Source organism: Neobacillus niacini (genome assembly GCF_031457145.1).
Lineage (GTDB): Bacteria > Bacillota > Bacilli > Bacillales > Cytobacillaceae > Neobacillus > Neobacillus niacini_J.
On record NZ_JAVDVZ010000010.1, the window covers coordinates 45,679 to 67,380 of the forward strand.

The window sequence follows — 21,702 nt, forward strand, 5'->3', positions numbered from 1 at the left end:
TCGTTTTGCCATTACTAATATGGGCTTTTATCTGCGACAATGTTTGATATAACAAAGAGACATAGAGCGTACAAGATGATGGAAAAGGGGGAGGTCACTTTATGACAACATGGAATTTAACGCAAATGCAGCGTCACTTACTCATTTGCAATGGGGCAACCTGTATGGGAGCAGGAGCTGAAGCGGTCACGCAGCAAATTCGTGATGAGATTCGTAAAAACCGTTTGGATGAGCATATTCATACATCGCGTACACGTTGTAACGGCCGCTGTAAAGATAAATGCGTCGTAATTGATTACCCAAAAGGGACATGGTATTCGGTTCAACATGAAGAAACCGCACGTGATATTGTTCATGAAGTAGTTGAACAAGATGCTATCATTTATTCAATGGAGCACGGTGTGCGGAAACCCAGCGAAAATCGAATTAAAGGAATTGATAAATACAAGAAGGGTAAAGGATCAATGAAAAAAGCTGTATTATTTGTTGGACATGGCAGCAGGCTGGAGGCAGGGAATATAGAAGTTCGCGAATTTGTCGGGCAAATGAAAGAATACATTGATCCAGCCCTTTTAGTAGAAACATGTTTTTTAGAATTTGCATCACCAAATATTGAAGATGGGATTCAGCTGTGTGTTGAACAAGGTGCGGATGAAATCCATGTAATTCCTATCATATTATTACATGCAGGACACTCAAAACTCCACATTCCAGCAGAAATCGAACATGCTAAAGAGCATTTCCCGGATGTTCATTTTACCTATGGCCAGACGATAGGTATTCATGAGGAAGTCTTTGAAATTTTAAAAACAAGACTGACTGAAGCAGGTTTTGATGTGAATCAAAAACATGAGGATACGGCCATTTTATTAATTGGACGAGGCGGCAGCGATCCATATGCTAATGGTGATTTTTATAAAATCAGCAGATTATTGTGGGAGAAATTAAATGTACCTATCGTTGAAAGTGCCTTTATGGGGGTAACGACGCCAACTGTGCAGGATGGGATGGAACGCTGTATTAAATTAGGCGCAAAAAAAATCATCATGCTGCCGTATTTTTTATTTACGGGAATTTTAATGGAAAGAATGAATAAAATGGCCGAACAGTTTAAAGAGACTTATCCGCATGTATCAATTGATATTACTCAGTATTTTGGCTATCATCCAAAGTTAAGAACGATACTGTTAGAACGTATGAATCAGGCATTAAACGGTACTTCGACTGGAATGCAAGATTTAGAAAATTTCCGTAAATATGCGGAAGAACAAGGGTATGAACATCATCATCACCATAATTAGAGGATAGACAACCGGTTTTGGTTTTATAGTCCGGTTTTTCTTAGTATTATGGTTTATGTTTGCCAAGGAAAGTGCAGTGGCATACGGTAACACGTTCCATCAACCTAGTATGTGGCCCATGACAAGACATATCGGGGGAGCCAATGAACTTTACCAAAGTAGTTGCAGCCATTATAGGCCCCACGATTATTACGATAGTTCGGTTGTACAGTAAACTATTGCCGTTGATTTGTTTGGAAAACGGTTCGGCTGGGTCTGGGATTCGGCAGTAAAGCTGACTCCGGTGAGCGCTTCGGTCGTGAATGATGAAAAGATTGCAGTTCTGCAGGAGTAAGGCGAAAAAAATTGGTGGCAGTAGGAGCTCCCTTCGAGAAAATATTAAGTACTACCGATCGATTCAATCAAGAAATGTAAGGAGTTCAAAGTAAATGGCGAAGGCTCTTAAGTTGATGTTTCAAGGTACCAATTCGGATGTCGGCAAAAGTGTCGTCGTGACGGCCTTTTGCCGTATATTCGCCCAGGACGGATATAAAACGGTTCCTTTTAAGTCACAAAATATGGCGTTAAACTCTTATATCACAGTGGATGGAAAAGAAATAGGAAGAGCACAAGGGGTCCAGGCCGAAGCGGCAGGGATTCAGGCGACAACTGATATGAATCCGATTCTGCTCAAGCCAAATCGGGATAACCAATCCCAAATTGTGGTCCATGGAAAACCGTATAAAAATATGGAAGCCAGTGCGTATCGCAAGGAATTCTTTCAAACGGGTATTGACCTTATTAAAGAATCGCTTGCTGTTCTGTCAGAAAAGTATGAACGGATTGTCATTGAAGGGGCGGGCAGTCCTGCCGAGATTAATCTAAATGACAGGGAAATGGTCAATATGCGGGTCGCAAGAATGGCTGACGCCCCTGTGATTTTGATTGGGGATATCGAAAAAGGCGGAGTTTTTGCCAGTTTAGTAGGAACCCTTCAGCTCATGGACCCTAATGACCGTGACCGAATCATCGGCGTCATCATCAATAAATTCCGCGGTGATATACGGCTTTTGGAATCTGGATTAACATGGTTTGAGGAATATACAGGAAAAACGGTTCTGGGAGTGATTCCTTATTTGGAGAATTTAAACATCGATGCCGAGGATTCCATGATATTAAATCAATATACATCGGTCCGAAATACCGAAAAAGAACTTGATATTGCGGTGATTCAGTATCCAAAAATCTCCAATTTCACCGATGTAGATCCTTTTTTTGCCGAACCTGATTGCCATGTCCGGTTTATTACAAGAGCAGACCAATTACACAGTCCAGATTTAGTGATTCTTCCTGGGAGCAAGAATACGATCGAGGATTTGCTGTTTTTAAGAAAAAGTGGTATCGCCGAGAGAATCGTGGAATTGCAGCAAAAGGACGAATCCCTTCTATTTGGAATCTGTGGCGGCTATCAAATGCTCGGTGAAAAAATCGAGGATCCGTTTGCCATTGAGTCACTTCACCAAGAAATCGAAGGTCTCCGCTTACTGCCCATCAGGACGACCATTACAAAAGACAAGACGACCGTGTCATCAAACGGACTCCTACAGCTTAACGGCAAACATTTCAACGTGTTAGGTTATGAGATTCATATGGGAGAAACGTGGACGACTCGAGAATCCCGGGGACTAATTGACACACAAGGCCGATCAGATGGCTGTAAAACCGCAGATGAAAGAATCATTGGTACTTACTTTCATGGGATTTTTCATAATGATGAATTTCGTAAGGAGCTACTGAATCAGATTCGCCAAGGAAAAGGATTGGAGCCGATTCATCAGCGTGTATCCTTCAACCAATTGCGTGAAGAGGCATTTGATTTGTTAGCGGATCATGTAAGGTCGCACGTAAAGCTTGATTTGATTGAACAAAAAATGAAGGAATTCCCAAAAAGGTGGATTAGCCAATGAAGGGTTTCCAAACAGTTATCACTTCTTTGTTGCTTGATCTGAGGATGAAATCGGAGCTTTCACAATGAAAATAGGTAAGGGAAGTTGTAATGGAACATTTGGAGAACTTGTTCAAGGGATAATAGACGAACGGCCTTTTTTAATAACTTTTCCAATCCAAAGTTTGAGAAGTGAGGCAAGCTTCATCCCAAATCCAACTTCACCAGAATTAACAGGTGTGAATTCAAAGGTGAAAGCAATTAAAGCTGGAAAATTGTTATTAAATCAGTTTGGTTTGAATGGTGGCGGCAAACTTGACATTCGGTCAAATATTCCAATGGGCAAAGGGATGGCGAGTAGTTCTGCAGATATTGTAGCATCTATGAAAGCAATTGCTCATAGTTACTCTCTCCCCCTAACGCAAGATATAATTTCTGCAATAGCCGCTAAGATTGAGCCAACAGATGGTGTTATGTATGATGAGGTTGTGGCTTATGATTATATACACGGTGATCTTATTGCAAGCTTTGGAGTTTTACCACCCTTCATCCTCGTTGGGATAGACCTCGGGGGAGCTGTAAATACAATTGAATTTAATCGATTTGAAAAAGCATATGATCAATCTGATCAACATCTATTTTCAGAAGCATACCATTGGGTCAGAGAAGGGTTCAGTAAAAACGAGTTTTCTCTTATTTGTAAGGCAACAACGATTAGTGCACGAGTGAATCAAAAAATATTAAGAAAACCTTATTTTTTTGAAATGGAAAAATTAGCTCATGCATTTCAAGGAGGAATTATTGTTGCTCACAGTGGAACAGTGGTGGGAATTTTAATAGACAAAAATAGACTTAATAGTAACGAGATTGTTTTCCAATTATCAAAGCATATGTCACTTCTTTTCAAGAACCTGAAAAAAAGACCTTTCTATTATTCCAACGTTGAAAATGTCAAAATTATCAATTAAGAAATGGCTATATATCCAGGGTTTCTCCAGCTTTTTTATAAATCAATTAGTGCCGTTTTAAGCACAATTAATCAAGTTCGAGATGGAAGGTTCTATCGGTTAATAGGTGTTGGTCCGCTTGCCCCCGTTGGCAGGCGGATTTTTGCGTTTTAGAAAAACTGGCGGATGGCGAAAAATACTCTCGGATAGCGAAAATTTCAAATAGGAGGTATGCTATTATTAATAAATAGAGGTGATGAAGATTGATTTACGTTGGTGTAACAGGCTGGGGAGACCATGACAGCTTATATCCGGGTCCAATCTCTCCTCGGGATAAATTAAAAGAGTACGCGGGGCATTTTCCAACAGTAGAAGTGGATACCGCTTTTTATGCCATTCAACCGAAAAGAAATGCAGTTAAATGGGTTCATGATACACCATCATCGTTCCAATTCATCGTGAAAGCCTACCAGGGAATGACGGGTCATCAGCGTGGTGAAATTCCATTTGCAACAAAAAAAGAAATGTTCCAAGCATTTAAGGAATCTCTAGAACCATACATAGAAGCAAACAAATTAGCAATGGTCCTGTTTCAATTTCCGCCTTGGTTTGATTGTAAACGGGAAAATGTTGAGTATTTACGCTGGTGTAAACAGGAAATGGGCGATCTACCATGTGCACTTGAGTTCAGGCATCAGTCTTGGTTTTTACCCCGCTACCTGAAGCAAACGCTTGATTTTATGAAAGAAGAAAAGTGGATACATAGTATTTGTGATGAACCACAATCTGGTGAGGGTTCCATACCGACTATATTAGAACCCATAAATTCAGAAAAATTGCTGATTCGGTTTCATGGACGTAATGTTCATGGTTGGCAAAAACGTCAGGCTGAGAATTGGCGCGAGGTTAGATATCTTTATCGATACAATCAACAAGAACTTAAAGAATGGGCAGATTCTATCCGGAAATTAGCCAAGGAGTCTAATAATGTCTATGTTCTCTTTAACAACAATTCCGGTGGAGACGCAGCTGATAACGCGAAAGAAATGATGAACCTTTTAGACATAGAATATGAGGACCTTGCGCCAAGACAGCTCGGCCTATTTTAAATAATGCAGCTTTCGCACTGATTGTTGCTTTACCAAGAGCCTTAAGAAGGAGAAAGACTGATGGAATGGATTGTTTTAATCTTAATCGGGATTGCAGGTAGTTCCTTAGGCAGTTTAATTGGATTGGGCGGTGGAATGATAATTGTTCCTGCCTTACTTTTTTTAAGTTCTCTGTCCGTATTTGGGTATATCTCTCCTCAGACAGCAGTGGGAACCTCTCTTTTCACTATGATATTTACAGGGCTTTCCTCTACCTTAGCGTATATGAAACATAAAACGGTGGATTACAAAAGTGGATTAATTTTTCTAATTGGAAGTGGTCCTGGTAGTATTCTTGGTGCATGGGTAACAGAAATATTAAATTTAAAATCATTCAACTTATTTTTTGGCACTTTTATTATATTTGTTTCGCTTGTCCTTTTATTAAAAGATAAACTAAAACCAATTCCCTATCGTAAAGATAAGGGGATTGTCCGGAGTTTTACGGATAACACAGGAAAAAGTTTTGAATATGGTTTTAACCCATTTGCCGCTGTAATTATTTCATTTATCGTTGGTTTTTTATCTGGAATATTAGGAGTTGGCGGCGGGTCATTAATGGTACCAACCATGATTCTCTTCTTTTTCTTTCCGCCTCATGTTGCTACAGCTACTTCAATGTTTATGATTTTACCAACATCCATCCTAAGCTCGATTACCCATATCACACTTGGGAATGTAGATTGGCTGCTTGCATTGGCATTAGTTCCGGGAGCATGGATTGGGGCAAAGGTTGGTGTCTATTTAAACACAAAGCTAAAAAGCAAAACAATTGTTTTACTATTACGAACCATATTAATTATCGTTGGCATACGTTTAATTTATCAAGGCATTTTAGGTTAAAAAGGAAGCGAAAACATGCATGGAAATCATTCACATCTATCATACAAATGATCTTCACAGCCATTTAAAACGATGGCCACGAATTCAGCATTTCTTAACAAGCAGAAGGACATATCATGAAAAAATGGGTGAAGAATTTTTTCTTTTTGATATTGGTGACTTTATAGACCGCTGGCACCCACTTTCCGAGGCGACCCATGGACAGGGGAATATAGAACTGTTAAATGAAAGTGGCTATACTGCTGTTACGATTGGTAATAATGAAGGCATCAACCTCCCTTACGAGGGGTTAAATCATTTGTATGACAACAGGAATTTTGATGTGCTAGTTGCTAACCTCTACAACAGCAGCAATCAACATCCATCATGGCTAAAACCTTATAAAATTTATCAGACAAAAAGTGGCACCCGGATAGGTGTGATTGGGTTAACTACCTATTATTCATTTCTTTATGAGCTGCTCGGCTGGAAGCTGACTGAACCGATAGAAGAGTTAAAGAGATGGATGAAACCATTAAAGGAAGAATCAGATATCATCATCCTGCTCTCACATCTAGGACTAAGCCATGATGAACAAGTGGCAGCAGACTGTCCCGATATAGATGTAATTTTGGGTGGTCACACCCACCATACTCTTCCTGAAGGAAAACAGGTTGGTCAGACACTGCTTGCTGGAGCTGGTAAGCATGGGAGGTTTGTTGGCCAAGTTACTCTTCAGGTTGTTGAGCGGAAACCTATTCGTAAACAGGCAAAATTGTATAACGTGATGGAGCTTCCGGCAGTAGCGGATGAAAAAGCAAAATCCAAGGAACTTTACCGAAAAGGGAAGAAATTATTAAATCAAAAAATCACCACCCTTACGAATGAATTTCTACATGATCCATTTCAGGAAACAGAGCTATCACGGATATTATGCCAGGCATTAAGAGAGTGGTGCGATGCGGATTGTGCCTTTATCAATGGAGGGCTGATTTTGGGTCCATTATCAGGAACTGTAACTGTATACGATTTACTTATCATATGTCCTCACCCAATCAATCCTTGTAAAATCCAGCTGACAGGCAGGGAGTTAAAAGAGGTTTTACTTGAAACGAAGGATGAGAGCTGGTCACAGCGACAAGTTGTAGGCCTAGGTTTTAGGGGAACGATAATGGGAATCAGTGTTTATGATGGGATTAAATTTAAAGACAATAACGTCATTTATATCAACGAAAAGGAATTAGAATTAGAAAAAAATTATACATTAGCCATTCCGGATATGTTTACCTTTGGGCATTTTTTCAAAGGAGTTTTTCCTAATAAGAAAAAAGAATATTTTCTACCCGAATTTATGCGAGATTTATTAAAATGGAAATTACAAAAACAGTCCTAAGCTGTATACACGCTTCATCTTTCGCTTTCATAAAGTGATAGTGAGGAAAGGGGTGTGTAAATTGATAGAGCTATCACCGGTAGAGATTAATGGTCATACGTTCTTAGCTGTTACTGTTTTGCTACCGAAAACAACACTGCTCTCTGTAAGCAATGATAAGGGATATATTATGTGCGGTGCTTTAGATGTTGGTTTATTAAACGACAAGTTAAAGGATCGCAATATCATAGCCGCCAGAGCGGTAGGGGTAAGAACGATTGAACAGCTCCTTAACGCCCCAATGGAGTCCGTTACAGTCGAGGCTGAGAACTTAGGTATAACAAAAGGAATGCTTGGCAGGGATGCCTTGCTGAAAATGGTATAAGAGCTTGCACGTGTTGTGTAGGCTTTTCATTTTGACTAGCTCTCATAAATTTTTAGGCTAGTTCATCTCTTTCTCGCATACATATAGCATGTAAGGGGGGATTTTTTTGGCAAAGTTTCGTGTACGTGCTCGGAAACGAGGACCGTTACCTTTCAGATATGTCATGCTCTTATCATTTGTTTTCTTTCTTTTGTCAACTGCATTTGGAATATGGTTGGTTAACAAAGGTATTGAGCCTTCCCTGATGAGATATGCGGAATCAAAGACGAACCAAATTGCCTCGCAGGTAATAAATAAAGCCATTAATAAAAAAACCGTCGAGGTTGGGGATGTCATTGCAGTAGAGCCGGGCGAAAATGGTGCACAGCCGAGCGCTAGTTTAAATACAGAAGTGATAAATCAAAAGTTATCTGAAATCACCAATGAGATTCAGAAAAACTTAAATGCCGCAGAGAAAGGGGATCTCGCTTCCTTAGAGCAGTTAACAGATGTTGATATTGAGGTTAATGAGGGAAGACAGGATGGGATTGTTTGGAATGTTCCATTGGGGCAGGCAACCAATATGGCGTTGTTAGGGAATTTAGGTCCTAAAATACCTGTTAGGTTTCACGCAATCGGAGAAGTACGTCCTGATGTGAAAATTGATCCAAAACCGATGGGTATCAATAATACTTGGATTGATGTTGCTATCTACTTAGAGGTGTCTGTACAAATCATAACCCCGTTTGCAACGGAAATCACTAAACTAGAGCAGAAAATTCCTGTTGGTGGAAGATTGATTCAAGGTGATGTACCACAATTTTATAATAATGGCGGTAGTACTTCTCCATCCATTGAAATCCCACCGCCAGAAAGTTAAAGGGACTGTCAAAAGGACAGTCCTTACTTTTTCTTGATTAATGCCTGTCTCTCTTGCTGTTTCCACAATCTTAAATGTGGAGTTGGGTCAAAGGACCATTCAGTTCGACCAGTATCTTTATACATCCCATAATGCAAATGGGGAGGGAATTTCCCAGATGTCCCAGGTGGTCCATAACCAGAACTGCCAACACCGCCAATCAGGGTTCCTGGCTCAACGATTTGACCAACCTGTAAATCTTTAGCAAAACCGCTAAGATGAGCAAAATAATGATACGTATTATCAATATCACGAATTCCTACTCTCCAGCCGCCGAACTTATTCCAGCCCTTCATTTCCACTATGCCATAGTTCGTTGCACGAACAGGAACACCGTAGCCAGCAAATATGTCAGTACCTTCATGAATTCTTCTGCCCCCCCAGCCTCTAGCATCACCCCAAGTACTGCGATAGCTGTGAGTGCTGCGTAATGGCAGAGGGAAAACGTGTTTATCTAATTCTAACCGACCGAAATGGCGGTAGATTTGCGCCTTGCCAACAATAATACCAACTGTCTTGTCACGGTGATAATAATTCCATAACCCAATTTTAATATTATCATGATCTCTTCCATAGGAAAGAAGATAGTTGGCAAAAGCATACAAAACGTCTTCGTCGTTCTTTATACTGGCTTTTCCATCCCCATCCCCATCTACACCCATACCATTAAACAACTGGATAATTGCGGGGTTTTCTTCATTAGGATTGGGATTGGTAGCTCCAGCCCATTTCTCCGGAGGAAAATAAATTCCAATCACACTTTCCGCTTTTGGCAAGTCCTTACGAACCTGACGGATATTCCTTTCGTATTGATCAACAGCCGCTAAGTAATACCAAGGAATTTGTGTAATGGTTTCCACCTTTTTGTATAGCTTCATTCTTTCCTGATATTCATCAGGACCTTTAGCATGAGCATCCCTGAGAGAAAAGCTCATTAATAAAAGGAAAGTTCCAATTATCAGAAATGCCCGCACAGGAATCCTCCTTCCGATTAAGGTACGTTTTTAGTTTATGAATTCTCGGCAATTTCATTATGGTTAATAAATGGAAATTAAATCTTGTGAAGTTGGTCTGCTTGTCCTTGTCGCAAAAAGTATGGTAAAGTGACAGGGAGCACCTCATTAAGGAGTGGAAATATGAGTAGGAATGACGAATATTTACGTAAACCAGAATGGTTAAAAATAAAATTAAATACAAATGAACATTATACCGGCTTAAAAAAAATGATGCGTGAAAAGAATTTACATACGGTTTGTGAAGAAGCACGCTGCCCGAATATTCACGAATGCTGGGCTGAGAGAAGGACAGCTACCTTCATGATTCTCGGTGATACATGTACACGTGCCTGCCGTTTCTGTGCAGTAAAAACAGGGCTGCCTACTGAATTAGACTTGCAAGAACCAGAACGTGTAGCAGATTCAGTTCAATTGATGAATTTAAAACATGTTGTAGTTACCGCCGTTGCCCGGGATGATTTAAAGGATGGCGGTGCAGCTGTTTTTGCAGAAACGATTAGGGCGATTAGAAGAAAGAATCCTTTTACGAGCATTGAAGTCCTGCCATCTGATATGGGTGGAAAGGAAGAAAATCTGGCACTGTTGATGGATGCAAAACCAGACATCCTAAATCATAATATTGAAACAGTAAGACGATTAACTCCAAGAGTTAGAGCTCGAGCTAAGTATGATCGTTCACTCGAGTTTTTACGCAGAGCAAAAGAAATGCAGCCTACGATTCCAACAAAGTCAAGCTTGATGGTTGGCCTTGGAGAAACAAAAGAAGAAATTATTGAGGTTATGGATGACCTCAGAGCTAATAATGTGGATATCATGACGATTGGACAGTATTTACAACCTTCAAAGAGTCATCTAAAAGTTGAAAAGTATTATCATCCAGAGGAATTTGGTGAACTACGTGAAATAGCCATTTCTAAAGGATTTAGCCATTGTGAGGCAGGACCATTAGTACGTTCATCCTATCATGCAGATGAGCAGGTAAACGCTGCCGCTAAGCACAAGCAATTACTAGGTGAAACAGAAGTTAAAGAAGCTTAAGGAAAAAGAGTTCAGTCCGATATGGGCTGAACTCATTTTTTTAGCGATTATTTGTATTCATGATGTCATCTCGTGTAGCTCCATTTTCATCTTCGCTGTCGCTCATTCTGTTACCTTGTGGGGATTTCTTCATTTGTTTAATTAAGCTATTTACTGAATTACGAGCATTTTTGCTTGTTGAATCCATATTCGCAAGATTTTCCACATCTCGCATTAAGTTGTTATCGTCAGATACATAGACATGATAAAATCTTGGAACAACGGACATTGCGGTTCTTTTTACTTGATCTGCCGTCTGGTTGCGGTCTTTACTATCGGTACGATAGGAAATTAAAACTTCCTGGTCCGTCACTAAGGTAGCAACATCATTAACATTTGGGATATCTGTACTTAATTGACTAATGATATTGGCTACTTGTTCACGGTCTAAAGCCGAATAGTGTTCTTTTCCTCCCTGGTCACCCTGGACAGGGCTCTTTTGATGGCGAACAAAGCCATAATCATCGCTTACATTTCGAACTCCACGACCGCCGCCTTCATTATAGAGCTCTGCTCTTTTATTGTTAACATTAATTGTATCTCCACTTTCTTCATAAACATCGCGATTTGCCATATCCTTTGAGCAGCCTGCTGCTGTTAGGAGTAAACAAACTCCAATGATCATCGACCACTTTTTCACTTAAAACACCTCCTTTTTTTAGAATAGCCAAATTACTGATTTTTTTTCTTAGTAATTGATGGCGAATCGGTTATAATGAAAGAAGGATTGACTGGTAAAATTTGAGGTGATTAAATGATCAATATCAACGGTTCCACATATGAAATTGTGCAGGAACATAGAGAAGGCTTTAATGAGGAAGCCTTAAAGGCTAGGTATAGCGAAATATTATCCAGATATGATTATATTGTCGGTGATTGGGGATATGGTCAACTCAGGTTAAAAGGCTTTTTTGAGGATCAAAATCAAAAAGCGACCTTTGATACCAAAATCAGTACATTAAGTGAATATTTTTATGAGTACTGTAATTTTGGCTGTGCTTATTTTGTCTTGAAAAAAGTAAAAAAATAAAAAATGCTCGCCGATTGGCGGGCATTTTTACTGATTGTACGGTGGTTGTTCATCTGTTTCAGGATCATCGTGTGTTGGGTGAGCACCTGCCATTTGTCGTGGAACATCCTGATGAAACGATTTAAACTCATAATTAAAAGCACTATAATAACGCTGCCCTTCTTGCCAGGGGGTGCTTTTGTTCTCAACCGGTTCGTCTTGATTAATCGGTGATCCATAAGATCCTTCTGGAAATTCCTCAGCTGTTAAAAAGTTCTTTTGTTTTTCTACATTAGATAAGTCAAAATAGTTTCTTGATTTTTCTTCAGCCATAGTATCACTCCTTTTTATTATTATGCCAAAAAGGAATGAGAATAAATTAAAGTAATTCTAACAAAAAGGAACGTAATTCTTCAGCATCCTCTTCATTCAATTGAAAAGCGTATTCTAAATACCCTTCTTCTTTTAAATCGTCCTCACCAATGATAGCAAAACGATTTCCTTGTATATCAAGTACTAGATGCTTCCCAAAATGACGATCCGTTTTTACTATTGCCAAATCGAAGCGCGTGTTGTCACCAACAAAACTGACAAAACGTGTTTTTGTATCCTCTGTATCATCGTATAAGAAAAAACGTTCTTTCATGTAGTGTTCTCCTTTAGTTAATTTCTTCAACCTCTTTATATTACCAAATAATAAGAAGTTGGGGGAGTCTAGAAGTTAATAGAATATTGTTAAAAATTTACTGAAGGAAAACCGGATCCTGTCAAATTGTGTTACAATATATTTATTATTGTCGTATGTTGCTTTGCGAGAGGGATGGATTCCATGGATTGTCGTTACATGAAAAAGGTTAAGAGTGTAATGCAATGGGGAAAGATAATTTTACCTCTTTCATCCATTCGCTATTACCCACCTCAATTTACTTTACGCAATCCTTTACTAGAAGGGGTAACCGAGGCTTTTGAGGCTGGGCATGAGGTTGTAGTTATTGTTTTTAAAATCAGGAATCAAAAGGATTTAATTGAACAGACTGAAATCCAGCAGCATTCCAAATTGATGAAAAATATGAAAAAGCTTTTTCAAACGGTTATCGGACAAGAAGTCAAACCCAAGGAAGTACTTACTCTTCATGATTATTTTGGCGAAGGGATTAGTCTCTTGTTAAAGGTCGATCATGATCGACATTCTATCTCGAATATTGACATCATGATAAAAAACATCACGGACGAGGTAGAACAAAGGTTCATTAAACTTCATCCTTCCATATATCCAGTTTTTGAAGCAGGATATATGTTTGTAGATAAACATGACTATTCTATCCAAGATTCTATCTTAAAGGCACACAGACAAGCAATTGGCATGGCAGAAAAGAGAGAACAGTTAGAGATTAATGAAATGGTGTTAGCGATTAACAAAATTGTTACCCAAAAGGCTATTACTCTTTTAGCTCAGCCAATTATTGATGTAGCAACCAATGAGGTACGCGCATGGGAACTGCTCTCACGCGGTCCAAAAGGCACGGTTTTAGAATCTCCTTTACAGCTTTTTACGGTTGCAAGACAAACGGGTCGTTTGTACGAATTAGAAATGATTGTGGTGGAGAAAATGCTCCAGCAAGTAAAAGCATCTCGGTGCCGCCAAGATATATTTGTTAATTGTACCCCGTTAACACTTGGGAATATTAAATTTACCAGTGACCTAAAAAAATTACTACATAAATATAGAGGGATTCCGCCAAAACAAATCACCTTTGAAGTTACGGAACGGGATTCTATCGAAGGCTTGAAGAACTTTGCATTTAATATTAATGTTTTGCGTTTAATGGGATTTAAGATTGCTGTCGATGATACCGGAGCTGGTTATTCAAGTTTAAACACCATCAGCGAAATTATGCCTGATATAATCAAGATAGACCGTTCTGTTATTGAAAATATTGATAAAAACTCCGTCAAGGAGTCCATGTTAAAAGGATTACTCCTTGTTGCTAAGGAGGCTGGTTCATTAGTAGTGGCGGAGGGAATCGAGAACCAAGAAGAAGCTTCCGTATTAACGAGGAATAATGTGGACTTAGCACAGGGTAATTTTTATGCGCGCCCAGCGATGTTTTTTGATGGAATTGCGACATAGGAAAGGCTCTTTTCTTAACCTTTGTTGCTTATTGAAACAAAATTTAATAAGAAAAGAGCCTGCAAACTAAATTCTAAAATGCAAAATAAGTATTTCCTCGTTAAAATCGGCATTAAGATTTTAACAACAATCTTTACGAAAATAGACTAGGTAAAAAAAGGAAGTGGATGAAATGTATTTTGTAGACCGAGAAAAGTTGGAGACAACATTGGTTTTCTTAGAAAAACAAATCAGTCTATTTTCTAGTCAGGAACATTGGTCAACCCCGCTAGAAAGAGCTGCTCTGGAACGATTGACACATCTAATGATTGAATCGTTACTAGATGTGGGTAATGCTATAATTGACGGATTTATCATGAGGGACCCTGGAAGTTATGATGATATTATTGATATTTTAATGGATGAAAAGGTGATTACGGCTGAAACTGGAAAAAGCCTAAAAATACTTATCCAGTATCGTAAGGTTCTCGTTCAGTTATATACTGAAATCGACCATATCGAACTTCAAAAGCAGTTCTCTAGCCATATTAATACATTAACTTTATTTCCGAAGAATGTCCGCGACTATCTTGCGAATGAACTGGGACCAGTATCGGCGTTCAATTAATTAGATTTTACGAACCGCGCCTGCGGTTCTTTTTAATTCATGAAAAGAATTGGGTACGGATATGATACATATAGGAGTGATGCAATTGAAAAAGTATAATGGTTATTTAATTGATCTAGATGGAACAATGTACAAGGGATTAGAGAAAATTGAGGCGGCAGGAGATTTTGTGAAAAAGTTAAGGGAGAAAGATATTCCGTATTTATTCGTAACCAATAATTCATCCCGTACTCCTGCCCAAGTTGCTCAAAAGTTGAGGGAATTCGATATCCCTGCCGAAGAAAAGTTAGTTTTTACGACTAGTCAAGCAACGGCTAATTATATCTATGATCAAAATAAGGATGCATCTGTCTATGTAATTGGCGAAGAAGGTATTCGTACGGCTTTGGAGGAAAGGAAATTTTCACCTGGTGGAGAGAAAGCAGATTATGTGGTTATCGGAATTGACCGTGAGATTAGCTATGAAAAATTAGCAGTAGCATGTCTTGCTGTCCGCAATGGGGCTGTCTTTATTTCAACCAACGGAGATATAGCTATTCCAACAGAGAGAGGTTTACTCCCTGGAAACGGATCTCTTACCTCTGTGATTGCCGTTTCGACCCAGATAAAGCCGATTTTTATTGGGAAGCCTGAATCAATCATCATGGAACAAGCGTTAAAGGTTCTAGGCACCGCTAAAGAAGAAACGTTAATGGTTGGCGATTATTATGATACAGATATTTTAGCCGGAATGAATGCAGGGCTTGATACCCTTTTAGTCCACACGGGTGTCACCACAAAGGAATTACTTGCTTCCTATGATCGAAAACCAACCTATGCGATTGATTCCTTGGATCAATGGGAGCCGTAAGAAAAGGATGTAATTTTCGACTTTGAGAATTGTCTAGCTTCAGCGCCTAGTGGCTCTCAGGTCTAAGCCAATCCGTCAGAAAGGTTAAAGAACAACCTTCCCGCCGGCTCGTCTTATGCCTGTCGCCCCGAGGAAAAAATGAACTTCTTTTTTCCCTGGTCAAGGCGCTTCCGCTTTTCTATTCAACATGAGCTGCTCTGTGTGCGAGCCTGCTTGATGCTGCAGCAGCGATTGCACCGATAATATCATCTAAAAAGGTATGACATTCACCCGTTGATTTATCATTCAAATGTGCTAGGATTCCAGGCTTTTGCTTATCGATATATCCATAGTTGGTAAAACCAATTGAGCCGTACACATTAACAATCGACAATGCTAAGATTTCATCCACGCCATAAAGACTTTCATCTGTTTTAATAATAGATTGAATCGGTTCTTCCAGCAGTCCTTTTTCGGCAAGCATATCCAGCTGAATGCCCGTAATAACGGCATTTTGGACTTCGCGTTTCGATAGTACACGTTCCACATTGGCAATACAGTCTTCCATTTTTAAGTTTTCATGGTATTTTTCCTGTAAGAAGAAAACTAAATCAGCTATATCTTGTATGTCTACGCCTCTTTCCTTAATCCATCTTCTTGCTGTTTCTTCTGTTGGATCCATTTTTTTATCTTCTGCCATCCATTTATCACCTTTTCTTTGGAATTTTCACCATTCTTAATTCATAACATATGCACGGTCATTTGAAAAGGAACGAATGAATCAATTCCCTCCTTACAGATTTCTCCTATAATATTTTTCTTATACTTATTCCTTAAGAAGACAACAAGTTTTTTTGGCTACTACATATATATGACATAGGAGACGAAAAGAGAAGAGGTGAAAGGATGCTGCAAAAATTACTTGAACATAATTATGGTATCCAAGTTGATGAATACCTAAAATTAGATTCTTATGACGCGCTAAGGAGCAATGGCTGGTACTATTTAATTGCCAAACCGGAGGGAAGGGCAGCCGAAGAGATCATTGAATTAGAGAAAATTGCTGATCACTTAAGGAAAAATGGTGACGCCCATGTACCTGCCTTTTTACCAGATAAAGAAGGTGGCCTTATTACAACTTGGAAGGAACAACAGTTTTGTGTACTGGCAAATCGGCAAACTGACAAACAGGTAAAAGTGAAATTGGGGAGAAAGTTAGCCAAATTTCATGAACGTGGAAAAACAGTGCCCTTCAAAATTGGAAGGTCCAGTAGGATTGGGCAATGGAAGCAATTATGGGAAAAGCGTCTAGATCAAATTGAAAAGGTATGGAGTGACCTATTGTTCCAAACACCTGAGGATGATTTTGAAAAAATGTTCATTGATTCTTTTCCATATTATATTGGTTTAACGGAAAATGCCATCCAGTATTTAGTAGATACAGAGGTGGATGATGAACCAAAAGAATCCGATAGTGGAACAGTTTGTCATGAACGCTTTTCAAATGATGCTTGGGGAGCTAATTATTACATCAAGGACCCATTTCATTGGGTTTTTGATCATCGGAGCCGCGATCTTGCAGAATGGACGAGAGAGCGATACTTTCGAAATACGCAGACATACGAAATGGATGTGAGGCAGTTTTTCAATGATTACCAAACAATAGCCCCATTAACCTCTTTTTCTTGGAGATTATTGTTTTCCCGTTTACTATTTCCGCTTCATTACTTTGAATGTATCGAAAATTATTATATAACTCGTTCAGAGCAGGATAAAAAGCTTTTAGAAGAACAGTTAAGTAGATTATTAAAGCAATCAACCGAATATGAGCGCTTTTTAGCATACTTTTACCAAACTGTAGGAGCGCCTATAAAACCATTAAAACTTCCTCAACTAGACTGGTTAGCAATGAGATAATGAAAAAAGCGATTGCCTTGGTAAGCAATCGCTTTTTTATTTGACTGTGTTACTAAAATCAAAAGTATTCCTTAACACAGCCTATTATTAAAATACTTGCTCTACTTCAACAACGCCAGGAACTTCTTCTAAAAGTGCTCTTTCAATTCCTGCTTTAAGGGTAATCGTTGAGCTCGGGCAGCTTCCGCATGCACCTAGTAAACGAAGTTTAACGATACCATCCTCAACATCAACTAATTCACAATCCCCGCCATCGCGAAGAAGAAATGGACGTAATTTATCTAATACTTCCTGAACCTGCTCAAACATTTCTTGTACTTCTTGTTCTGCCATATTATATCGTCTCCTTTCCTTACCTTATATTATAATGTCATTGAAGGTAAAAATCCATTCTCATGAAATGGGAATTCGCACATTTACAACCATATTTTTATGTTTTAATAGTTTGAATGGTGTAAAATAAGAGAAAAAGGCAGGATTGATGGAATGACTACTACTACAGTTGAAATTATCCTCTATGGTGCAGAACAGCTTTGCCCGAGCTGTGTAAATTTACCATCCTCAAAGGAAACCTTTGAATGGCTTGAGGCAGCTATTTCACGAAAGTTCCCAGAGCACCCTGTTAAGATGACATATGTTGATATTTTTCAACCGCCGAATGACAGTGAAAAAGAGAATTTTGCCAAAAGGGTTATTGAGGAAGATTTGTTTTATCCCGTTGTTGTGATTAAAGATAAAATCGTCGGGGAAGGGAACCCAAGGTTAAAAACCATCTTTAGCGAATTGGAAAAATACGGCTACAAATCAATATGAAAAGCATTCCAGTTTCCCTGGAATGCTTTTTTGACTATCATCCATTGTGGTATTTGTAGAGCCATAACACTCCAGATTTGAGTAAACGCGCCACACGACCAGTAATCGCTCTGTCTGCCATCACTCCAAAGCCTTGTTTCTTTCCGAGAGAACCAAGGACTCCTTTTAATTTAATGGTTGGGAATTCGGTTGGAGGTTCTTCCCCATTCCACTGCTTTTTCAACACTTCAACAATTTGCTCCGCCTGTCCTTCCGCTAATTGAGCACTAGGAGCATGAGGAAGACTAGCACAATCGCCAAGAATAAAAACATGTTCATCATTCGGTAAATGATGATGAGGAGTTATGATAAGCCGCCCTGAGCGGTCCATTTCTTCTCCCAGTTCACGAACAACCCTGTTAGCTTGAATCCCAGCCGTCCAAACAATGACATCACAGTCAACAGGCTGATCATGATTGTAAAGCCGATTTTCTTCAACTTTTGTGATATTGGAGTTATTAACAATTTCAACGTTATGTTTTTGAAACCAATTTTCAACATATTTACTTAATCTGTCAGGAAAGGCAGGTAGAATATGTTTTCCGCGATCAAATAATTTAATTTTTAAATCTCCACGACTTTCGCTTAACTCACTGGCAAGCTCAACACCGCTAAGACCGGCACCAACAATCCCAACAATAGACTCTGGTCCTAAATTATTTAGTATTGAATAGGTCTGGCGGGATTTTTCAATGCTTTGAATACTGTATGTGTATTGATCAGCACCCGGCACACCATGATACTTGTCCTCACAACCTAGACCGACGATTAGGTCATCGTAGGAAAGAGAATCAGAATCTTGAAATAGTACCTTTTTCTCGTCCTTATCAATTCCTGTTACTTCCCCGTATTTAATTACCAATTGAGGATGCTCGGGAAAAGAAACGCGCAATTCCTTATCAGAAACAGTACCTGCCGCCAAGGCATAATATTCGGTCTTTAAACAATGGTATGGAACACGATCGACAAGCGTAATTGTTACATCCTCAGGCAGGTTGTTGGGGAGAAGTTCACTTAAAATCTTCATTCCGCCGTATCCGCCACCGAGAACTACAAGATTTTTCATTTGTTATTTCCCCTTTGTGTGTAACCCAGAATACATAACACTTTTTCGAATAAAATATGAGTCCTAGTAAGCTAGGTATTTATGAAAAATAATAGTCATATAGCGTTAAATCCATTTCGAGTATAGCTGAATTATGACAAAATAACAACAAATATGAATATTTTATTGACAGTTATACCTGAAACATGGTATTTGACGCAGCTGAAAAAAGATAGTAGGATAATAAGTTGTGGAGAGGTGATAACCATGATACTGCCAATTATTGAATTTTGTATGAGTAATCTAGCCAGCGGTGCTCAAAAAGCACTGGAGAAGTTAGAAAAAGACCCGAACCTCGATATCGTTGAATATGGATGTCTTGGTTATTGTGGGAAATGTGCTTCTACCCTTTATGCACTTGTAAATGGGGAAGTCGTAACTGGCAATACACCAGATGAACTGGTCGAAAATATTTACCGATATTTAGATGAGAATCCAATGTTTTAATAAGGCTGTTTTGTAACGATTGTTGTTAAAATCTTAAAGCCGATTTTAACGTGGAAAAAGTTATTTTTCGCCTTCGAATTTAGTTTGCAAGCTCTTTTCTTATTAAATTTATGCTGTATTCTGCGAAAACACAGCAGAATCATTAATTTTCGTTATAAAAAGCAACAAAGTTTAAGAAAATAGCCTTTAATAAAAAGGGACGGAAAATACCGTCCCTTTATTTATATTCTTGCAGACTTAATTAGTTGAGTCATGAAGTTATAGCGTATATACTATAAATAAGACCTCAAAAAGGAGGAAAAAATAAATGAGTAATGATGTTGTAATTTTAACTGAAGCTGCGGCTCTGCATATAAAAGAAATGATCAAACATAATGAAGAAGAGGGTGCCCTTTTACGCGTTAGTGTAAAGGGTGGTGGCTGCAGTGGGTTATCATATGGTATGGGGTTTGATCATGAGGTGAAGGAAAATGATTTACATTCTGAACAGCATGGGATTCAAATTCTTGTTGATAAAGAGGATGCCGCTATTTTAAAGGGTACGAAAATTGATTTTAAGCAATCAATGATGGGCGGAGGATTTACGATTGAAAATCCAAACGCCATTGCATCATGTGGCTGTGGTTCATCGTTTAGAACGGCAACAGCAACAGGTACACCTGAAGAATGTTAACAAGAAAAAAGGCGCTTATGAACAGCGCCTTTTTCTATTTACCAAACATGGAAGAACTGTGAAGAGGCTGGATTTTAGCTTTTGGATCAATAAAGGCCTTTGCATTGTTGACAGCCGTAGGTGCTTCACCAAATCCGCAGGCAATTAATTTCACTTTGCCTTCATATGTACAAATATCCCCAGCAGCATAAATACCCGGTACAGCCGTTTCCATTTTAGAATTAACGACAATCGAATTCTTCTCGATTTGTAAGCCCCATTCTTTAATTGGACCTAGAGAGGAAACAAACCCATAGTTACAAATAACAGCGTCCACATCAATGGCTTCTCTTCCATCCCCATTAACCCCCGTTAGGACGACTTGCTTAATGCCGAGGTCATCGCCAATTAACTCAGCAGGTACGAAGGGAGTTTTCACATTTACCTTTGAGTTATGCAAGTTCTCAACACTATGTTCATGCGCTCTGAATTTATCTCGACGGTGTACAATCGTTACCTCTTTGGCAATAGGCTCTAACATTAGTGCCCAGTCAACAGCTGAATCACCGCCGCCAAAGACCACAACTTTTTGACCAGCAAACTTGTTAAGGTCATCGATAAAGTAATGAAGGTTTTTACGCTCATATTGTGCAGCACTTTCAAGTTCCAATCGACGTGGTTGGAATGCACCGTTACCTGCCGTAATAATAACGGTTTTTGAATAATGAACTTCGGAATTAGTTGTTAATTTGAAAATACCATCCTCTTGTTTTTCCAATTTTTCAACTGACTGCTCTAAAGCAACAGCCGGATTGAACTTAGCCATTTGTTCCTTTAGATTGTTAATTAGTTCTTGTGCACGGACTTTCGGAAATCCTGCAACATCGTAAATATATTTTTCAGGGTAAAGTGCCGATAATTGTCCGCCTAATTGTGGTAAGCTTTCAATAATTTTTACTGAAGCTTGTCTCATTCCACCATAAAAAGCAGTAAATAGACCGGTTGGACCGCCCCCGATTATAGTTATGTCATAAACTTTTTGGTTCTCTTGCACCCTGTATCCCCCTAACTTATGTAGTAACAGACTCCTTTCCTTATAATATCACAAATAAGGAAAATCCTACAAACTATTGGGAAATGTACAGAGAAGGAAACACAGAGGAATTTAACCAGTTTTTCTAAAAAATAATCATATAAACTACTTGATATTGTGAAGAATTTAGCATAATATGTATTGATGTAGATGTTAAATTTTTGTGACGA

Annotated in this window: 27 protein-coding genes; 19 read left to right on the top strand and 8 right to left on the bottom strand. The window is 38.9% G+C overall.

Annotated features, from left to right (window positions below; translation table 11 throughout):
- The first annotated feature begins 101 nt into the window (after nt 1–101).
- From J2Y03_RS20220 to yunB, 10 genes are all read left to right on the top strand, one after another.
- Nucleotides 102–1,301, top strand: a complete 1,200-nt coding sequence (locus tag J2Y03_RS20220) for a CbiX/SirB N-terminal domain-containing protein (protein ID WP_132092479.1) — start codon at nt 102–104, stop codon at nt 1,299–1,301.
- 143 nt (nt 1,302–1,444) lie between these two features.
- The gene (locus J2Y03_RS28970) at nt 1,445–1,573 is read left to right on the top strand and encodes a hypothetical protein (protein ID WP_396954237.1); all 129 of its coding nucleotides are present in this window, start codon (nt 1,445–1,447) and stop codon (nt 1,571–1,573) included.
- Nucleotides 1,531–1,635 (top strand): cobalamin biosynthesis central domain-containing protein, encoded by a 105-nt coding sequence (locus J2Y03_RS20225; protein WP_396954234.1) that lies wholly within the window; start codon nt 1,531–1,533, stop codon nt 1,633–1,635. Before J2Y03_RS28970 ends, J2Y03_RS20225 begins: the two co-directional genes overlap by 43 nt.
- A 94-nt stretch (nt 1,636–1,729) precedes the next feature.
- On the top strand, nt 1,730–3,247 hold the full coding sequence (locus J2Y03_RS20230) for a cobyric acid synthase (protein WP_310197433.1): 1,518 nt from the start codon (nt 1,730–1,732) through the stop codon (nt 3,245–3,247).
- A gap of 64 nt (nt 3,248–3,311) precedes the next feature.
- Nucleotides 3,312–4,193 carry a GHMP family kinase ATP-binding protein gene (locus tag J2Y03_RS20235; protein WP_310197435.1) on the top strand — a complete coding sequence of 294 codons (882 nt, stop codon included), beginning with the start codon at nt 3,312–3,314 and terminating at the stop codon, nt 4,191–4,193.
- 242 nt (nt 4,194–4,435) lie between these two features.
- A complete protein-coding gene (locus J2Y03_RS20240) occupies nt 4,436–5,281 on the top strand; it encodes a DUF72 domain-containing protein (RefSeq protein WP_310197439.1) in 846 nt (281 codons plus the stop codon).
- Between the two features lie 60 nt (nt 5,282–5,341).
- Entirely contained in the window at nt 5,342–6,163 is an 822-nt protein-coding gene (locus J2Y03_RS20245) for a sulfite exporter TauE/SafE family protein (RefSeq protein ID WP_310197442.1), read from the top strand.
- A 19-nt stretch (nt 6,164–6,182) separates the two neighbouring features.
- Nucleotides 6,183–7,535 carry a bifunctional metallophosphatase/5'-nucleotidase gene (locus J2Y03_RS20250; protein WP_310197445.1) on the top strand — a complete coding sequence of 451 codons (1,353 nt, stop codon included), beginning with the start codon at nt 6,183–6,185 and terminating at the stop codon, nt 7,533–7,535.
- Nucleotides 7,536–7,596: 61 nt separating this feature from the next.
- On the top strand, nt 7,597–7,899 hold the full coding sequence (locus tag J2Y03_RS20255; RefSeq protein WP_310197448.1) for a YunC family protein: 303 nt from the start codon (nt 7,597–7,599) through the stop codon (nt 7,897–7,899).
- A gap of 106 nt (nt 7,900–8,005) precedes the next feature.
- On the top strand, nt 8,006–8,758 hold the full coding sequence (gene yunB, locus J2Y03_RS20260; protein ID WP_132092456.1) for a sporulation protein YunB: 753 nt from the start codon (nt 8,006–8,008) through the stop codon (nt 8,756–8,758).
- Between the two features lie 23 nt (nt 8,759–8,781).
- On the opposite strand, the gene J2Y03_RS20265 is transcribed toward yunB, so the two are convergent.
- Nucleotides 8,782–9,732: a M23 family metallopeptidase gene (locus J2Y03_RS20265; protein ID WP_310197453.1), complete on the bottom strand. Its 951-nt coding sequence runs from the start codon at nt 9,730–9,732 to the stop codon at nt 8,782–8,784.
- A 168-nt stretch (nt 9,733–9,900) separates the two neighbouring features.
- Between J2Y03_RS20265 and lipA the strand changes: the two genes are divergently transcribed.
- Nucleotides 9,901–10,851 (top strand): lipoyl synthase, encoded by a 951-nt coding sequence (gene lipA / locus J2Y03_RS20270; RefSeq protein WP_310197456.1) that lies wholly within the window; start codon nt 9,901–9,903, stop codon nt 10,849–10,851.
- 40 nt (nt 10,852–10,891) lie between these two features.
- Here lipA and J2Y03_RS20275 read toward each other — a convergent pair whose 3' ends face one another.
- A complete protein-coding gene (locus tag J2Y03_RS20275; protein WP_310197459.1) occupies nt 10,892–11,530 on the bottom strand; it encodes a YhcN/YlaJ family sporulation lipoprotein in 639 nt (212 codons plus the stop codon).
- A 114-nt stretch (nt 11,531–11,644) separates the two neighbouring features.
- Here J2Y03_RS20275 and J2Y03_RS20280 point away from each other — a divergent pair, with 114 nt between their 5' ends.
- The gene (locus J2Y03_RS20280) at nt 11,645–11,920 is read left to right on the top strand and encodes a YutD family protein (RefSeq protein ID WP_132092451.1); all 276 of its coding nucleotides are present in this window, start codon (nt 11,645–11,647) and stop codon (nt 11,918–11,920) included.
- A gap of 27 nt (nt 11,921–11,947) precedes the next feature.
- On the opposite strand, the gene J2Y03_RS20285 is transcribed toward J2Y03_RS20280, so the two are convergent.
- Together J2Y03_RS20285 and J2Y03_RS20290 are read right to left on the bottom strand one after the other, a co-directional pair.
- Nucleotides 11,948–12,232 carry a cytosolic protein gene (locus J2Y03_RS20285; RefSeq protein ID WP_310197462.1) on the bottom strand — a complete coding sequence of 95 codons (285 nt, stop codon included), beginning with the start codon at nt 12,230–12,232 and terminating at the stop codon, nt 11,948–11,950.
- 46 nt (nt 12,233–12,278) lie between these two features.
- Nucleotides 12,279–12,545, bottom strand: a complete 267-nt coding sequence (locus J2Y03_RS20290) for a DUF3055 domain-containing protein (protein WP_310197465.1) — start codon at nt 12,543–12,545, stop codon at nt 12,279–12,281.
- 198 nt (nt 12,546–12,743) lie between these two features.
- On the opposite strand from J2Y03_RS20290, the gene J2Y03_RS20295 reads away from it, so the two are divergent.
- The 3 genes from J2Y03_RS20295 to J2Y03_RS20305 all read left to right on the top strand — a co-directional run bounded on the left by J2Y03_RS20295 (nt 12,744) and on the right by J2Y03_RS20305 (nt 15,487).
- Nucleotides 12,744–14,030 carry an EAL domain-containing protein gene (locus J2Y03_RS20295; RefSeq protein ID WP_310197469.1) on the top strand — a complete coding sequence of 429 codons (1,287 nt, stop codon included), beginning with the start codon at nt 12,744–12,746 and terminating at the stop codon, nt 14,028–14,030.
- Between the two features lie 172 nt (nt 14,031–14,202).
- Nucleotides 14,203–14,637 (top strand): DUF86 domain-containing protein, encoded by a 435-nt coding sequence (locus J2Y03_RS20300; RefSeq protein WP_310197472.1) that lies wholly within the window; start codon nt 14,203–14,205, stop codon nt 14,635–14,637.
- Nucleotides 14,638–14,722: 85 nt separating this feature from the next.
- Complete coding sequence (locus J2Y03_RS20305) at nt 14,723–15,487, top strand: TIGR01457 family HAD-type hydrolase (RefSeq protein WP_310197473.1); 765 nt, start codon at nt 14,723–14,725, stop codon at nt 15,485–15,487.
- A gap of 178 nt (nt 15,488–15,665) precedes the next feature.
- On the opposite strand, the gene J2Y03_RS20310 is transcribed toward J2Y03_RS20305, so the two are convergent.
- Nucleotides 15,666–16,166, bottom strand: a complete 501-nt coding sequence (locus J2Y03_RS20310; RefSeq protein ID WP_132092437.1) for a phosphatidylglycerophosphatase A family protein — start codon at nt 16,164–16,166, stop codon at nt 15,666–15,668.
- 206 nt (nt 16,167–16,372) lie between these two features.
- Here J2Y03_RS20310 and yutH point away from each other — a divergent pair, with 206 nt between their 5' ends.
- Entirely contained in the window at nt 16,373–17,383 is a 1,011-nt protein-coding gene (gene yutH / locus J2Y03_RS20315) for a spore coat putative kinase YutH (RefSeq protein WP_310197478.1), read from the top strand.
- Between the two features lie 87 nt (nt 17,384–17,470).
- Here yutH and J2Y03_RS20320 read toward each other — a convergent pair whose 3' ends face one another.
- Nucleotides 17,471–17,716 (bottom strand): NifU family protein, encoded by a 246-nt coding sequence (locus J2Y03_RS20320; protein ID WP_081954428.1) that lies wholly within the window; start codon nt 17,714–17,716, stop codon nt 17,471–17,473.
- A 153-nt stretch (nt 17,717–17,869) separates the two neighbouring features.
- Between J2Y03_RS20320 and J2Y03_RS20325 the strand changes: the two genes are divergently transcribed.
- Nucleotides 17,870–18,196 (top strand): YuzD family protein, encoded by a 327-nt coding sequence (locus J2Y03_RS20325; protein WP_132092431.1) that lies wholly within the window; start codon nt 17,870–17,872, stop codon nt 18,194–18,196.
- A 37-nt stretch (nt 18,197–18,233) separates the two neighbouring features.
- Here the strand turns inward: J2Y03_RS20325 and J2Y03_RS20330 are convergent, their stop codons facing one another.
- Nucleotides 18,234–19,301, bottom strand: a complete 1,068-nt coding sequence (locus tag J2Y03_RS20330; protein ID WP_310197486.1) for an NAD(P)/FAD-dependent oxidoreductase — start codon at nt 19,299–19,301, stop codon at nt 18,234–18,236.
- A 246-nt stretch (nt 19,302–19,547) separates the two neighbouring features.
- Here J2Y03_RS20330 and J2Y03_RS20335 point away from each other — a divergent pair, with 246 nt between their 5' ends.
- Together J2Y03_RS20335 and J2Y03_RS20340 are read left to right on the top strand one after the other, a co-directional pair.
- Nucleotides 19,548–19,787 carry a YuzB family protein gene (locus J2Y03_RS20335; protein ID WP_132092425.1) on the top strand — a complete coding sequence of 80 codons (240 nt, stop codon included), beginning with the start codon at nt 19,548–19,550 and terminating at the stop codon, nt 19,785–19,787.
- 307 nt (nt 19,788–20,094) lie between these two features.
- Entirely contained in the window at nt 20,095–20,460 is a 366-nt protein-coding gene (locus J2Y03_RS20340) for a HesB/IscA family protein (protein ID WP_310197489.1), read from the top strand.
- Nucleotides 20,461–20,494: 34 nt separating this feature from the next.
- On the opposite strand, the gene J2Y03_RS20345 is transcribed toward J2Y03_RS20340, so the two are convergent.
- Nucleotides 20,495–21,493 carry an NAD(P)/FAD-dependent oxidoreductase gene (locus J2Y03_RS20345; RefSeq protein ID WP_310197491.1) on the bottom strand — a complete coding sequence of 333 codons (999 nt, stop codon included), beginning with the start codon at nt 21,491–21,493 and terminating at the stop codon, nt 20,495–20,497.
- Between the last annotated feature and the right edge of the window lie 209 nt (nt 21,494–21,702).

Coding starts and splice junctions, on each gene's coding strand:
- J2Y03_RS20220 (WP_132092479.1), top strand. CDS start 102: ATGACAACATGGAATTTAACGCAAATGCAGCGTCACTTACTCATTTGC.
- J2Y03_RS20325 (WP_132092431.1), top strand. CDS start 17,870: ATGACTACTACTACAGTTGAAATTATCCTCTATGGTGCAGAACAGCTT.
- J2Y03_RS20295 (WP_310197469.1), top strand. CDS start 12,744: ATGAAAAAGGTTAAGAGTGTAATGCAATGGGGAAAGATAATTTTACCT.
- yutH (WP_310197478.1), top strand. CDS start 16,373: ATGCTGCAAAAATTACTTGAACATAATTATGGTATCCAAGTTGATGAA.
- J2Y03_RS28970 (WP_396954237.1), top strand. CDS start 1,445: ATGAACTTTACCAAAGTAGTTGCAGCCATTATAGGCCCCACGATTATT.
- J2Y03_RS20250 (WP_310197445.1), top strand. CDS start 6,183: ATGGAAATCATTCACATCTATCATACAAATGATCTTCACAGCCATTTA.
- J2Y03_RS20245 (WP_310197442.1), top strand. CDS start 5,342: ATGGAATGGATTGTTTTAATCTTAATCGGGATTGCAGGTAGTTCCTTA.
- J2Y03_RS20265 (WP_310197453.1), bottom strand. CDS start 9,732: ATGAGCTTTTCTCTCAGGGATGCTCATGCTAAAGGTCCTGATGAATAT.
- J2Y03_RS20340 (WP_310197489.1), top strand. CDS start 20,095: ATGAGTAATGATGTTGTAATTTTAACTGAAGCTGCGGCTCTGCATATA.
- J2Y03_RS20285 (WP_310197462.1), bottom strand. CDS start 12,232: ATGGCTGAAGAAAAATCAAGAAACTATTTTGACTTATCTAATGTAGAA.
- J2Y03_RS20335 (WP_132092425.1), top strand. CDS start 19,548: ATGATACTGCCAATTATTGAATTTTGTATGAGTAATCTAGCCAGCGGT.
- J2Y03_RS20290 (WP_310197465.1), bottom strand. CDS start 12,545: ATGAAAGAACGTTTTTTCTTATACGATGATACAGAGGATACAAAAACA.
- J2Y03_RS20235 (WP_310197435.1), top strand. CDS start 3,312: ATGAAAATAGGTAAGGGAAGTTGTAATGGAACATTTGGAGAACTTGTT.
- J2Y03_RS20280 (WP_132092451.1), top strand. CDS start 11,645: ATGATCAATATCAACGGTTCCACATATGAAATTGTGCAGGAACATAGA.
- J2Y03_RS20310 (WP_132092437.1), bottom strand. CDS start 16,166: ATGGCAGAAGATAAAAAAATGGATCCAACAGAAGAAACAGCAAGAAGA.
- J2Y03_RS20320 (WP_081954428.1), bottom strand. CDS start 17,716: ATGGCAGAACAAGAAGTACAAGAAATGTTTGAGCAGGTTCAGGAAGTA.
- J2Y03_RS20300 (WP_310197472.1), top strand. CDS start 14,203: ATGTATTTTGTAGACCGAGAAAAGTTGGAGACAACATTGGTTTTCTTA.
- J2Y03_RS20330 (WP_310197486.1), bottom strand. CDS start 19,301: ATGAAAAATCTTGTAGTTCTCGGTGGCGGATACGGCGGAATGAAGATT.
- J2Y03_RS20230 (WP_310197433.1), top strand. CDS start 1,730: ATGGCGAAGGCTCTTAAGTTGATGTTTCAAGGTACCAATTCGGATGTC.